The organism is Psychrobacter sp. (assembly GCF_049295055.1).
Classification (GTDB): domain Bacteria; phylum Pseudomonadota; class Gammaproteobacteria; order Pseudomonadales; family Moraxellaceae; genus Psychrobacter.
The window spans coordinates 37115-51260 of the sequence record NZ_JBAQQF010000062.1 but is presented as its reverse complement, the minus strand read 5'-3'; the positions used below and the strand labels follow the sequence as shown (position 1 = coordinate 51260).

The window sequence follows — 14146 nt, the reverse complement described above, 5'->3', positions numbered from 1 at the left end:
CTAAATAATTGGAGGCTGAGGTCGGAATCGAACCGGCGTTAACGGAGTTGCAGTCCGCTGCATGACCACTCTGCCACCCAGCCAATCAAGGATGCCTATATTAGCAAAAATAATTTAAATTACAAGTTCTTTTTTAGCTAAAAGACGCTTATTTACTAAGTTGCCATAATTTGACCATATATTAACGGTTATTTAGACTATTTATAAGCCAGATTGAATCATTGTTGAGATTTTTCAATAATGAGAAGTGTAGATAAACAGTTTAGTTGATCGAATGTCAGGGTGAAAGAGTATGTAAAGGAGAGTATAAAGTTTTATAAGTCTGTATGATCTGAATAATAAGTCACTCTATTATCGCGTAAAAATCCTGCTAACCCTAAACCGTAACGCTGAGCGACACGTACCGCTGTACTGGTCGGTGCGGACATACCAACTAGCCACGATATGTGGCTACGAATAGATTTCTGTACCAGTTCGATAGATAACCGTGAAGTCATCACCACACATACGACATCTGCATTATGACGCAGTTGCCATCCGATAAGCTTATCGAGCGCATTATGGCGTCCCACGTCTTCAAATAGATGCAAATGCTGCCCCTGCATAGTGGCAGCCGCATGGACGGCGCCTGTTAACTGATGGGTATGCTGTGCTGCATTGATTTTTGTGCGTATTGCAAGCAAGCTATCGAGACTAGGTTTCGTTTCTATAATGTGCTGTCTATGCCGTTGCTCATTTTTTATATAGCTACTTAAATCGGGCAGTGCTTGCGTCAGTCCTGTGATACCGCACATACCGCAGCCTGTACGGCCTGCAAGCTGACGTCTCTGTGCCTGAATACGCTGATGACAGCGCTGGTTCAATACCAATTCTACTACATAAACATCATAGTCTTGAAGCAGCTCAAACGTCATCGAGACGTTAGCATCATTAATCCGATCGTCAATTGAATCCTTAGTAAAATTTTGAAAACTGGTAATATCTGTAAGCTGGGTAACTTCCCAATCTAATAATTCATGGCTATGTTCAATCAAACCTTCACTGAATAAGAACCCAATGGCTAAGTAATCAAGCTGACTAGGGCTAGCCATCAGTACCGCATAGTGTATGCCATTGATAACAATCGCAATCGCAGCCTCAACAGCTAAGCTTGCTGGCTGAAGATCAGTATGAACTTTATTAGTAAACCCAATACTATCGCTACTAACATTATTGCCACTATGCTCATCTAAAGGATAATAGTGTTTTTGCGCCAAATGGTTACGTGCAAGTGGTGTCGCAGCTAAATCTACGTCTTCAAACAGATTGTCTGCTAAGATTTGAGTATTGTGTTGATCACTGTATTGAACAATGTCTTCAGCTATCATGACCGCTCATCATATGGTGTTATTGACATGGTTATGGCTGCTATCCTTTTAGGTGTTATATTCATTGCTTACTAGCTAGGCAGCGTTTATGCCAACGTCTGCTGTCACTCGTTCTAAAATAACGGTTAACGATTTATATGCCGGTATTTTGGAATCTGGGGCGTGGGTGTCTAAGTCGATTAAATCATTACATTCAGGATAATAGGTTGCAACCGCATTAGCCGCAATATCCATCTCAGTGAGTATCAATGGTCCTAATGTGCGTTGCTTATCATCACTGTCTTGGCGTGAAACCATCACTTTATCACCCTTTTGCCAACCCAATCTGCTCATCTCATCAGGATGCATAAACAACACATCACGGCGATCCGTCTGCCGGTAGCGATCTTGGAAGCCAAATATCATGGTATTAAATTGATCATGACTACGGACGCTGGTTAATTGCCAGACTGCTTGTTCACTAGCCTGAGTATTGTTTTGTGAGTCAGATTCAGAATTGCTTTGAGCATTTTTAACAGCACTATTAATATTAATTTTCTGTTTTGAGTCTGCCTCAAATTTTGCGTTTCTCTCAGCCATTTGGCTTGCAACATAGGTAATGGGATATTTTGGTACTTCAAACTGGGCTTTGCCACTTTCAGTATCCCATTCACGATGACGCGCAGGATGATACAAGTGAAAGCCACGATCAGCAGCACGAATACGCTGGTTGAAGTCCTCAAACCCTTCAATAGCCTGAGCAATATAGTCGCGAGTCACATCGAAATCCTCAGCCATGGCTTGCCAAGGTATCGACGACTCAGATCCGAACAACTCGGTGGCGATATCGGCCACAATCTGCGCCTCAGATTTTAAGGTGTCAATAATAGGACTAAGGTGACCTTGAGTGGCCACAATCTGACACATAGAGTCTTCAATCGTTGCAAATTGCTCACCTTTAGCTGTAATTAGGCGCTCGGTACGACCTACACACGGTAAAATCAGATTGTCTACACCTGGATATAACATTGTCTCGTTAAGCTTGGTGGCGACAAAAATATTCAGCTGATTCTTGGTTAAAGCTTTTTGGATAGCGCTGCTATCCGGCGCAGCAACTGAGTAGTTACCGCCCATACTTACAAAAGCTTTGATGTTACCAGCTATCATTGCTTTTGCGCCTGCGACCACATCAAGGCCGTCCTTTTGTGGCATTGGACGCTTAAATACCCGCTCAAGGCTGTCAAGCAAGCTTTGCTTGGGACGCTCATGGATACCCATGGTGCGGTCGCCTTGCACGTTGGAGTGCCCACGAACGGGTGACGCACCTGCACCATCGATACCAATCATGCCCATTAGTAGCAGCAAATTAGTAATCATAGCGACATTATCATCGCCTTGAACGTGCTGGGTGATGCCCATACCCCAAGTGCAAATGGTCGCTGGGCTATCAGCAACCAGTTTTGCAAGATTAATAATTTCTGCTTTACTAATGCCGCAGCCGCGTTCAACATCCGTCCAAGACTGCTGACGTAGCCAATTATCTAGTTCTGCAAACCCTGAGGTATGCTGTTCAATAAAATCTGTGTTGATTTTATTGTTTTTGGTGAGCCATTTTGCCATACCAGTCAATAGCGCAGCATCGCCACCGATTTGGATTTGAATCACGTCATCAACGATGTTATCACTTTGTCCTGCTACCATATGGGATGGTTTTTGTGGATTCCTAAACTTGCTTAGACCTTGCTCGCGCATTGGATTGATAGAAATAATGCGGCAGCCTTGCTTATGGGCATGAGCGAGCATCTCGAGCATACGAGGATGATTGGTCGCTGGGTTTTGTCCAAACATCAATATCAGCTTAGCTTGCTCAAAGTCCTCTAATATGACGGTTGCTTTACCGATACCTAACTGTTTACCGAGCATCACTGAGGTGGGCTCGTGACACATATTAGAGCAATCTGGCAAATTATTGGTACCAAAGCAACGCACGAACAACTGAAACATAAAGGCTGGCTCGTTGGTAACGCGCCCTGAGGTATAAAATAATGCTTCATCGGGTGAGTCAAGACTTTGTAATTGTTTAGCGATATGTGCGTAAGCAGCCTGCCAAGAGATAGGTACATAATGATCTTGCGCCGCATCATAATAGAGCGGCTCTGATAAGCGCCCGATGTGCTCAAGCTCATAACCCGACCATCCTTGCAGCTCTTTTACCGTATGCTTAGCAAAAAACTTTGCATCGGCACGGGTAGACATGGCTTCACTGGCGATGACCTTAATACCAGTCTCGCAGACATCAAGGGTTTTGTGGCTCTTATGATCTGGCCAAGCACAGCCCGGACAATCAAAACCGCCTTTGGGTTGATTGCTATGCAGTACACTCAAACTACCTCGCAAAAAAGCCTTGTAATCCATTAGCTTGCGAGTAGAAGCAATCAGCGCAGGCCAACCGGCTGCAGGGTGAGCATAAACAGGAATTTTGCGCATGACAGATCCTAGAGATAGATGAGTAGGTAACTAGATAAATAATTATAAGTAAATGGTACTAAATAATATTAAATGATATCTACAGAATAACCAGTAGAAAATTGCAACTTTATCGTATTTTTACTTCAGCGCAAAAAACCGATATATGGCAAAAAACCTCAAAGCGAGTTAAATCCACCTGAGGTTTTTTGATAGAGGACGTTACTAGAATGCTTTACTGAGCTATAAAACTGAGCTATAAGTAAAACGCTAATAGCGCGCATCTTTTGGTTTTGGTACGGTTGGCCAATCACCGTCTTTTTTAGCAAAGTCAGGGCGTGGTTGATGAGTAAAGAACTCTGCCACATCGATAGCGTCTTGATCGCTCAAGACGTTACCATGACCCCATAAGCCTTTGGTTTGGATACCCATTGGCATGTTGTATTTTACAAAAGCAGCGGCTTTGTAAGTACGAGCCATACCAGCACCGATATTAAAGGATTCATCACCCCACAGTGGTGGGAAGACGATGTCACCGCGGCTGTCTTTGATACCTTCGCCATTATCACCGTGACAAGTCGCACACTGAGCGTCGTAGATCTTCTCACCGTGTACTGGGTCACCAATTAATGATTCATCCACCTTACCGGCATTAATAATATCAACTTTTTGGGCTTTCGGTGTTTTTTGTGATAACCATTCCATGTAGGCTAACATCGCTAGCATCTCTTCTGATTCAGGCTTTAACGGCTTACCATTCATAGAGCGCTGGAAGCAACCGTTAATCCGTTTGGTCAAATCAATCTCTTTACCTGCACGTGGCATCACGCGTGGGTAAAAATTATGACTATTAATGTACGGGTCGCCAAGTGGGATTTTACCCTGCGCGATATGACAGCTATTACAGTTCATGCTCGCGCCGACATTATCAGGTAATAGACGCTTGGTTTCGTTCAATAAGCGTTTACCATAGATGATTTGTTCAGCATTGGGCTCATCGGCAATTGAAGTATCTTGAGGTAGTACATAAGAGCCGATATCTTCGTTGGCATCGTCAGCGGTGACCAGTTTATATTCGATTGGGTTGCGCTCAGTAGGTTCAGGTTGTGTACAGCCACTGATACCGACAGCGAATACAGCAGCAGTAAGCACTGCTATAGAGAATCTGCGAGGGGCAACGCCATTAAAATTTGAAAGGTTTATTGGTAGCTTATTCATTATTTTGCTCCTTTTGCGGCAGCATCTAGACTATTTACATTATCGAGACTCAGGTCTGGGGCAATGTCAGTACCGGTTTTTGGCTTTTTGGCAAGGAATGCACGCATTTTCACCACATCATTGACGGTAATTTCAGGCGCTTGGTTGGTCCAGCTATTACGCACATAGTTGACCACTTCTGCGATATCCGCATCCGCTAGATTGGTAAACTCAGGCATAGTAAAGGCCATACGGTCATGCGGTGTATCAGGCATACGGCCACCACCTAAGGTGATTTGTAGCACAGAGTCCGCATTTTTGGCATAGACAGCACTGTTGCCATCGAGTGCTGGGAAGATACGCGCGACACCTTTACCATCAGCACGGTGACAGACGGTACAGTACTCCACATATAACAGCGCACCACGCGAATCATAATTACCATCTAATAATTTCTGTGTGGTGACGTCTTTTTTCACGGGTAGGGTCACTTCTTTATTAGGCGCAGGAGTGAGCGTTTTTAGATACGACGACATGGCATTCAAGTCAGCGTCAGTCATATACTGCGTACTGTGCTCAACGACTTCAGCCATTGCGCCAAAGGCAGCAGTGGTATCAGTACGACCGGTTTTAAAGAAATCATTAAGCTCAGAGACAGACCATGTCCCTAAGCCACGATGCTCACCGCGGATACTTTTTGCGCGCCAGCCATCAATAACTGCGCCACTTAAGTATTCTTCGGAATCTGCGTTGGTTAAAGCGATTTCTTGGAAGCCAATGCCGCGTTCAGTATGACAAGAGCCGCAATGACCAGGGCCTTCGACGAGATACTGACCACGAGCGATAACCGCATCATCTGTTTCAGGAACAAAGTCGCGTTTACGGTCAAATAAAACTTGCCAATAAGCCAACGGCCAGCGCCAGTTCGCAATCGGTGGTAGCTCGCTTTTTAGATTGGGCTTATTGACGGCTTTGACATCCGACATAAAGAAGGCATACATCGCTGCCATATCATCGTCAGGCATGATTTGATAAGACGGGTATGGCATAGCAGGGTATAAAGCGCTATTGTCACTACGGACGCCGTGCTTGACGGCATTTTTAAATTCATTAAAAGTGTAATTACCGATACCTGATGTTTTGTCAGGGGTAATATTGGTAGAGTAAATCGCACCAAGAGGGGTCAGCATCGGCAAACCACCAGCATAATCTTCACCACCGAGCACAGTATGACAAGCGACACAGTCAGCAGTACGCGCAACGTAGGCACCTTGCTTGATTAAAGCAGGGTCAGTAATATTAACCTCAAGGTCACTGTTAGTAGTGCGCATATTAGGCAACAGCTGCCCAATAACAAAGGCCAATGCCAGTCCGATGATTGCGGTAATAAGTATAATCAATGGCCACTTTTTCACAAGCATGCCCTCCGTAATGAAATAGTTGCTGATCTTATTATTAGTGATGCATATGCCGCTTACTGAAGCTTAGCTAATTAAAAGATACAATCTTGCTATATAGTATAGGTTAGAGCGTAACATAGTGATATTGTGGAAAACCACATTGTTTTTAAGGTTTTTATTATTGATACAATTTTGGTGGTATAAACAGCAAGTACAGCAAGTACAGCAAGTAATGAGGCGCGTCTTATTAGAGGCGCTCATCTTTACCCTAATGATTGCTATGCTGGCATTATTAATGGTTAGTGAGGCAGCCGCGCAAACCTATTATTTAGGAGTGCTGGCACCGCAGGGAGAGCTTGCCGCGCAACAACGTTGGCAGCCTTGGTTGAGTGAGCTTAATAAAAACCTAAAAGACGATACGGTAGTGTTGGTGCCACTCGCGCTTGATAACTGGCAACAACAAATAGAGGCTCAGCAGTTTGCCTTGGTGTTAGGTCCGCAAGTACAGTTTATTAAAATGGAGACTAAGGGTTGGCGCTGGCTTGCCACTTTGCACGCGAATATACAGATCATAAAACCAGATGCATTTAAAATGTCTGATGTTAAACAGTCTGATTTTAAAACTGATGAACAGTACAAGTTATATAAACAGTTAGAAAATGAACTCGCGCTCAGTAAACAAGGTAAAGACGACAAGACGGTAAATCAGCCTAGTGCGATGGAACAGATAGCCAGTGCGTTGTGGGTAAAAAGCGATAGTGATATTAAACAATTGCGAGATTTACAACAGCGCAAAGTAGTGGCAGTTGATCCCGATGCCTTTGCCGGTTATTTACTGGTAGCACATTTATTACAACAGCATGGCGTGACGCCTAATGATTACCAAACCCAGTTTGTCGGTTATCCCATTGAGCTGACTTTGAGCACGCTGGCTAGTGGCGCAGTAGATGCGGCGATAGCGCCGTTATGCTTGATGGAGGAGATGGCAGCACAAGGTAAGATTGATCAAGCACAGTACCGACTTATCAGTCCAGTCGCAACGGATTCCAACTGCCAGTCGTCAACCAAGATTTATCCGAATTGGACGTTAGCGGCAACCAATCAAGCACCAATAGCATTAACCGAGCAGATTAATCAGTACTTATTTACCTTACAAGCTCAAAATGATGATAACAATAAAAACAGCAACAGCAATTTTAACGGTACAGAACTGCGTTGGATGCCGCCTGAATCAAACAGTGATGCTGAGCATATACTCTATGAGATGGGTCGCCATCCTGCCCAAAAGTCGCTGGGCGAACACGTACTTGATTGGGTGAAATCACATCGATGGTGGATGAGTATTATTGTCTTTATTATATTAATATCGACCATTAACTACGCTTGGATGAGTTGGCTGGCATGGCGTCGTCGGCAACAAATACTCACTCAAAACCGTCTCATTCGTGATTATGATCAGCAATTGCGCCAGTCTGAGCGTTTTGCAGTCATTGGTGAAATGAGTGGCGCGATTGCCCATGAAATCAACCAGCCACTTGCCACCATTCAAAACTACGCGCAAGGTTTACTCATTCGCAGTCAAAATAATAGAGTAATTACACAGGCAACAGAGAAAGAGGCAACAGAGAAAAAAACGGTAGAAGACGCTTTACAACACATTGTCAATGAGACAGAGCGTGCTGCTGCTGTCATAAAAAACATCAGGCATTGGGCAGGGCGCTCACAACCGGATAAGGTCAGCGTTGATATTGCAGCGATTTATGAGCAGTGTATATTGTTGTTGGGGGAGAAAGCAGTAGGGATTACTTTTTGGTATGCGAGCGATTATCAAGAATTAAAACTGCCAAGCTTGTTATTGGACCAATTGCTAATTAATAGTATGCTTAATGCTCAGCAGCAGGGGGCAACACATGTTATGCTACGCTGTGAGATGAAGGAATATGAAGGATCGCGCTGGCTGGCGTTGCATGTTACTGATGATGCGGGCGGTTTTGATGATGTGCAACTTATGAGAAAGGAAACAGAAAAGGATGAACCGTGTCCTTATTTGAGTAATGGCTATGCCCTTCGTTCAACAAAAGCAGACGGTTTAGGATTGGGCTTGATGATATGTCAGCGTTTATGTAAATCGCTTGATGGAATGATGGAGATTAGCAATGTCAAAGTGCAACATGAGCTTACTACTATACAAACGATAGATAGCTACTATCAGCACCGTCTAAAACAGTCGGTCTATAGTAAAGCCAATCTAGCTCAAACAGATAATAGCTATCAACTAACTCATGAAATGGGCGCGCAAGTGTCCTTTTATTTACCATTATCTCTAGTCATAAGGTAGCGTATGTCTTCTGTTGAGATGTTAAGTGAGCAGCTAATCATTCATATTATTGATGATAAAGAAAAAGTGCGGCATTCTTGTGAGTTTTTGATAAGTAGTTTTGGTCTCTCTACCCAAAGTTGGGATAGTGCTTTAACGTTCTTGCAGCAAGTCGATATTTATACTCCAGCGGTAGTAGTGAGTGATTTGATGCTACCCGACATGAATGGGCAGGCTTTACAGTCTCACCTTAATAAGCACGATAGCCCGATTGCATTGATTGCCTTAACCGGTAATGGTGAGATTAGTGATGCAGTAGCGATGTTGAAGAAAGGTGCCGTAGATTATTTAGAAAAGCCTATTAGTAGCCGACGTTTGCAAGAAGCTATCAATCGTGCTCAGACACTGACTATCCAACGTGCCAAGCTCTACTATATTCGCGCACTTTACGCACAGCTGACCGACAAAGAAAAGCAAGTCGCCAATGAGCTAATGCAAGGTAATTTGAATAAAATCATCGCTGATCATTTAGATGTATCCGTACGAACGGTTGAAGTTCATCGCTCACAAGTAATGAAAAAAATGGAAGCGCAGCATGTGAGTGAGCTGATCCAAAAGTTAGCGCTGCTTGATTCTTAATTTGTTTGGATAGTGACTAGACTGCTATAAAAAATGCCCACTTAATTTGAGCGGGCATTTTTTAATTTAAATCGATTAACTAAAAATCTTTAACTTAAAATCAAACTATCATCATCAACCTTTTCGCCGCGGGTTTGCTCAAACATATCGAGCAAATCATGAACGGTCATACCTTGACGCTTATCCCCTGCGACATCGAGCACCACTTCACCTTGGTGTAACATCACGGTTCTGGTGCCATGAGCCAAAGCCTGTTGCATAGAGTGCGTGACCATCATCGTTGTCAGCTTATTGTCAGTAACAATCTTATCAGTCAGCTCTAACACAAACGCTGCTGTCTTTGGATCAAGAGCAGCCGTATGCTCGTCTAATAATAAAATCTTAGACGGTTGCAGCGATGCCATCAGTAAGCTTACCGCTTGGCGCTGACCACCCGATAATAGCCCCATACGGTCCGTTAAGCGATTCTCTAATCCTAATTTCAATACAGCAAGCTTTTCACGGAACAGCTCACGATTATTAGAATTTAAAGCATAACTTAAACCACGTTTGCCGCCGCGTTTATAGGCAAGCGCCATATTTTCTTCAATCGTTAGCGCTTCACAAGTTCCTGCCATTGGATCTTGAAATACCCGTGCGACCCAATTGGCGCGCTGATGGGCAGTCTTTTTAGTGACATCAATCCCATTGAGTAATATCGAACCACTATCTACGCGTGTGGTGCCGCTGACCGCATTTAAGAATGTCGATTTTCCCGCACCATTGGTACCGATAACCGTCACAAACTCGCCATCGGCAATGTTTAAATTGATACCGCGTAGGGCAGGGTTTTCAATGGGCGTACCCGGATTAAAGGTCAACCGTAAATCTTTGGCTTGCATCATAACTGTTATTCCTTAATTATCATTCCTTACGTTTATTCAAACTTGGCAAGCCAAATAATTTTTATTGCTACTCTTATCACTGCTTTGCTGCTTCGCTGTTTTGTTGCTTGACCTTAAACTCTTAACTTGCGACTTAAAAACTTGGTTTTGGCTTTTGGTAATACTAAAGCAAATACCACTAACAAGGCCGTAATCAAGTTCAAATCTTGCGGACCAAAGCCAATACTACGCAAGGTATCGCTCGATAAAGCGACTTGGATAAATAGCTTATATAGTATTGCACCGAGGATAACAGCAATGGTGATCAGCCAAATACGTCTGGCTGGAATAATAGTCTCACCGATAATGACTGCGGCTAGACCAATGACAATGGTACCGATACCGATAGAGATATCGGCACCACCTTGGGTTTGGACAAATAACGCCCCTGCCAAGGCAATCAGACCGTTAGAGATTGCCATACCAATGATGGTCATCCATGAGGTATTGATACCTTGTGCTTGCGCCATGCGTAGATTTGAGCCAGTCGCGCGCATAGAGAGACCTGTTTCGGTATTATAAAACCAGTCTAAAAACAATTTGGCGAGTATGACCACCACACCAATAATCAAACAGCGCATCCAATAGCCATTACCATCAGTAACTAATGAGCTAAAGACGGTTTTCTCACCTAATAAGGGCAAGTTTGGTGCACCCATAATCCGTAAGTTAACAGAATACAGCGCTACCATGACCAAAATACTGGCAAGCAGCTGTAAGATACCCAGCTTAACGTGTAGCCAAGCGGTAACGATTCCGGCAATCGAACCTGCCAACATACCAAAGGCACAAGCAAGCCAAGGATTAACACCAGCGACGATAGAGATACCAGCGACTGCGCCACCTAACGGAAAACTACCGTCAGCTGTTAAATCTGGAAAATCAAGGGTGCGAAATGAGATAAGGACGCCAAGTGCTACGAGACCGTAAATCAGACCACTTTCAAGTGCACCAAAAAAAGCAATTAAGGACATAGGAGATCAATAAGTCATAACCAAGCATTTAGCGAGTAGTGTGCGGATATACAGACATACCAGCGCCGTCTACAGCTCAAAGGCTAAGCGGTGAATTTAACAGATTAAACAATCTGCGGTTAGGGTAAGCCAAAAATATTGCAATAAAACCTGATAATGAAGCATCATTATAAGTGGTTTTATTTAAAGCTTGAGTTTAAATTTTCTTAAATACATTTAAAACTGATAGTTCTTTAAGTCTAAATCTTCGATAGAAAAATCATAAGCTTTTAAATTATTCTTATTAACTTAAGTTACAATTACGTAAATTATAGCCAATTAAAATACAAATACTAAAAAAATAAGCCCAGCTAATTGAGTGGTAGCTGGGTTTTTTGTATTGAACAGATAGTAGCTAATAATACTTTAAAACGAACGACCAACATACATTAATTTTTTATTTAAAATAATTTATTAAGTGTTTTCTATGGTCGTTTGTCTTATTTTAACAATGGTTAAAAATACTATTCTACAACTTCTTTTGCTTTATCAAGAACAGCTTGCGGTAAAGTGATACCTTGCTCTTTCGCATGTTTTGGGCTGACATATAAGTCAAGAACCTTTGGCGTATATACTGGAATAGCGCCTGCTTTTTCACCATTTAAGATGCGTACCACAATTTTGCCAGTTTCACGGCCAAGATCATAATAGTTAACGCCTAGTGCTGCAATAGCACCGCGTTCAACTGAGCTGGTATCAGAAGCAATTAATGGAATCTTACTTTCTTTAGCGACTTGATACAGTGACTCGTAGGCTGAGACAACGTTGTTATCGGTTGAGGTATAAATCATATCAACCTTACCTTCAAGGCTACGTGCTGCCATCGCAATATCAGTACTACGCTGGGCAGGGGCTTCATGTACCTTGATACCCAGTGGCGCTAATTTTTCTTTTAGATTCTTTAGGATAATCGTTGAGTTGACTTCACCTGGGCTATAAACGTAACCGACATTTTTTAAGCTAGGGATAATTTGGCGCATCAATTCGATTTGCGGCTCATAAGGAAGCGCATCAGAGCCACCAGTGACGTTAGTGCCAGAGCCATCTAGTTTTGATACCAGTTTAGCTTCGACCGGATCGGTAACGGCTGAGAATACTAAAGGAATACTGCTGGTTGCAGCAGCGACTGACTGCGCTGATGGTGTACCAATAGCGATAATAACGTCTGAGTTGTCGGCGACGAATTGCTTGGCAATCTGACCAGCAGTAGCCGTATTACCTTGCGCACTTTGGAAGTTGACTTTTAAATTTTCGCCATCTTTAAAGCCAGCATCATTCAGCTCATCGATAACACCTTTACGCACCTGATCAAGCGCTGGATGCTCAACGATCGCAGTAATAGCAACCGTTTTCATAGCCGTTGTGGTATCGGCGCCAGCAGTGCCATCAGTCGTGGCATCTTCTTTTGCAGGTTGATTACAACCAGTCAAAATAGCGGTACAAACGCCGCCCAATAATAACGCTTTAGCAAAACGATTTTGATACAACATAGGTCTAACTCCTAAAAGTAATAGTGTGTCCATACAACAAATAAAGGATAGTTATAGCAAATAAAGAGCCGCTAAGATATACAAATGACAATATTAATTACTGCTATTTATTAGCCGTTTTAGTATCAGCCTCGGTATTCGCTTTAGTATCAGCTTTGTTATCAACATTAATGCCATTTTTGAGCATATCAGCAGATAAGGTAACGCCTTGTGCTTTGGCGTGTTTAGGGCTGACGTACAAGGTCAAATCATTCATTACTTCAGGCTTAATGGTACTGACCGCTTCACCATTTAAAATCCGGTAAACTATCTTGCCAGTGACACGTCCGAAGTCATAATCATTGACGCCAAGTGCGGCTGTTGCACCGCGTTGGACACTGAACTCATCAGAGGCAATGATTGGCATCTTTAACTCATTGGCAGCTTGTGCCATCGCTTCAAAAGCAGATGCCACATTATTGTCAAATGAGGTATAAATAATATCGGCACGTCCCTGTAAACTACGTGTCGCCATACCGATATCAGTCGGACGGTTGGCTGGAATGTCCAATAATGATAAGCCTCGTGCAGGTAGCGCTTTTTTAAGCTCATCACGTAGCGATACAGAGTTGGCTTCACCGGGACTATACACATAGCCAATAGTCTTGAGATCAGGTTTGATTTGTTGTAATAGATCTAATTGCGGCTCTAATGGCAGTTGGCTTGATAGCCCCGTCAAATTACTTTGGAATGGTTTGCCATCTGCTGTGATAAGTTTGGCACCCAGTGGATCTGAGACAGCGGTATAGACAATGGGTATTGTCGTAGTGGCGGCAACAATAGATTGGGCAGATGGCGTTGAGATTGCCACGATGGCATCTGGATTATCGCCGACAAATTGTTTAGCAATTTGCCCCGCTGTAGCCGTATTACCTTGAGCGCTTTGAAAGTTAACTTTTAGATTTTGACCTTCGATGTAACCATTATCCGCCAGCTCATCGATGATCCCGCGACGCATGTCGTCCAGTGATGGATGCTCAACGATCTGAGTGATTGCCAACGTTTTGGCTGGTTTTTCAGTCGTCACTGTGGTGTTAGTTGCGGTGTCAGTTGTGATGTCAGTATCTGCAGGTTTAGAGCAGCCTGATAATCCAAGCGCGGCGCTAAGAGCAGCACCAAATAGGCTGAAGCGTAGAGTGGTAAAGGTCATTTTATTCTGGCTCGTAGGTTAGAAAGTGCAGGTTACCCGAGTCAATGTTATGTGCATGCTGAGATAACGGGCTAACATCAAAGAGATCATTCCTTAGATCAATACGTCCATATTATGACAGTAATGTAACTTATGGCAACAAGAAATTAACACGCATTTGTCATTG

General features: G+C 43.3%; 10 protein-coding genes and 1 tRNA gene. 2 read left to right on the top strand and 9 right to left on the bottom strand.

Features of this window, described 5'->3' with window-relative positions:
* Positions 1 to 9: 9 nt before the first annotated feature.
* The 5 genes from WAZ74_RS09490 to WAZ74_RS09470 all read right to left on the bottom strand — a co-directional run bounded on the left by WAZ74_RS09490 (position 10) and on the right by WAZ74_RS09470 (position 6430).
* A tRNA-Cys gene (locus WAZ74_RS09490) sits at positions 10 to 83 on the bottom strand.
* A gap of 231 nt (positions 84 to 314) precedes the next feature.
* Positions 315 to 1367 (bottom strand): formate dehydrogenase accessory sulfurtransferase FdhD, encoded by a 1053-nt coding sequence (locus WAZ74_RS09485; RefSeq protein WP_422308057.1) that lies wholly within the window; start codon positions 1365 to 1367, stop codon positions 315 to 317.
* A 75-nt stretch (positions 1368 to 1442) separates the two neighbouring features.
* Positions 1443 to 3833 carry an FdhF/YdeP family oxidoreductase gene (locus WAZ74_RS09480; RefSeq protein ID WP_422308056.1) on the bottom strand — a complete coding sequence of 797 codons (2391 nt, stop codon included), beginning with the start codon at positions 3831 to 3833 and terminating at the stop codon, positions 1443 to 1445.
* A gap of 249 nt (positions 3834 to 4082) precedes the next feature.
* A complete protein-coding gene (locus tag WAZ74_RS09475) occupies positions 4083 to 5030 on the bottom strand; it encodes a c-type cytochrome (protein WP_422308055.1) in 948 nt (315 codons plus the stop codon).
* Entirely contained in the window at positions 5030 to 6430 is a 1401-nt protein-coding gene (locus WAZ74_RS09470; RefSeq protein WP_422308054.1) for a cytochrome c, read from the bottom strand. The genes WAZ74_RS09475 and WAZ74_RS09470 overlap by 1 nt, the downstream gene beginning before the upstream one ends.
* Positions 6431 to 6590: 160 nt before the next feature.
* On the opposite strand from WAZ74_RS09470, the gene WAZ74_RS09465 reads away from it, so the two are divergent.
* Together WAZ74_RS09465 and WAZ74_RS09460 are read left to right on the top strand one after the other, a co-directional pair.
* The gene (locus WAZ74_RS09465) at positions 6591 to 8747 is read left to right on the top strand and encodes a sensor histidine kinase (protein ID WP_422308053.1); all 2157 of its coding nucleotides are present in this window, start codon (positions 6591 to 6593) and stop codon (positions 8745 to 8747) included.
* Positions 8748 to 8750: 3 nt separating this feature from the next.
* On the top strand, positions 8751 to 9365 hold the full coding sequence (locus WAZ74_RS09460) for a response regulator transcription factor (RefSeq protein WP_422308052.1): 615 nt from the start codon (positions 8751 to 8753) through the stop codon (positions 9363 to 9365).
* An 89-nt stretch (positions 9366 to 9454) separates the two neighbouring features.
* On the opposite strand, the gene WAZ74_RS09455 is transcribed toward WAZ74_RS09460, so the two are convergent.
* The 4 genes from WAZ74_RS09455 to WAZ74_RS09440 form a co-directional block, all read right to left on the bottom strand.
* Complete coding sequence (locus WAZ74_RS09455; protein WP_422308051.1) at positions 9455 to 10249, bottom strand: ABC transporter ATP-binding protein; 795 nt, start codon at positions 10247 to 10249, stop codon at positions 9455 to 9457.
* A 113-nt stretch (positions 10250 to 10362) separates the two neighbouring features.
* Positions 10363 to 11262: an ABC transporter permease gene (locus tag WAZ74_RS09450; RefSeq protein WP_422308050.1), complete on the bottom strand. Its 900-nt coding sequence runs from the start codon at positions 11260 to 11262 to the stop codon at positions 10363 to 10365.
* A 503-nt stretch (positions 11263 to 11765) separates the two neighbouring features.
* Entirely contained in the window at positions 11766 to 12791 is a 1026-nt protein-coding gene (locus WAZ74_RS09445) for an ABC transporter substrate-binding protein (protein ID WP_422308049.1), read from the bottom strand.
* A 103-nt stretch (positions 12792 to 12894) separates the two neighbouring features.
* Entirely contained in the window at positions 12895 to 13980 is a 1086-nt protein-coding gene (locus WAZ74_RS09440) for an ABC transporter substrate-binding protein (RefSeq protein WP_422308048.1), read from the bottom strand.
* Positions 13981 to 14146: the final 166 nt, after the last annotated feature.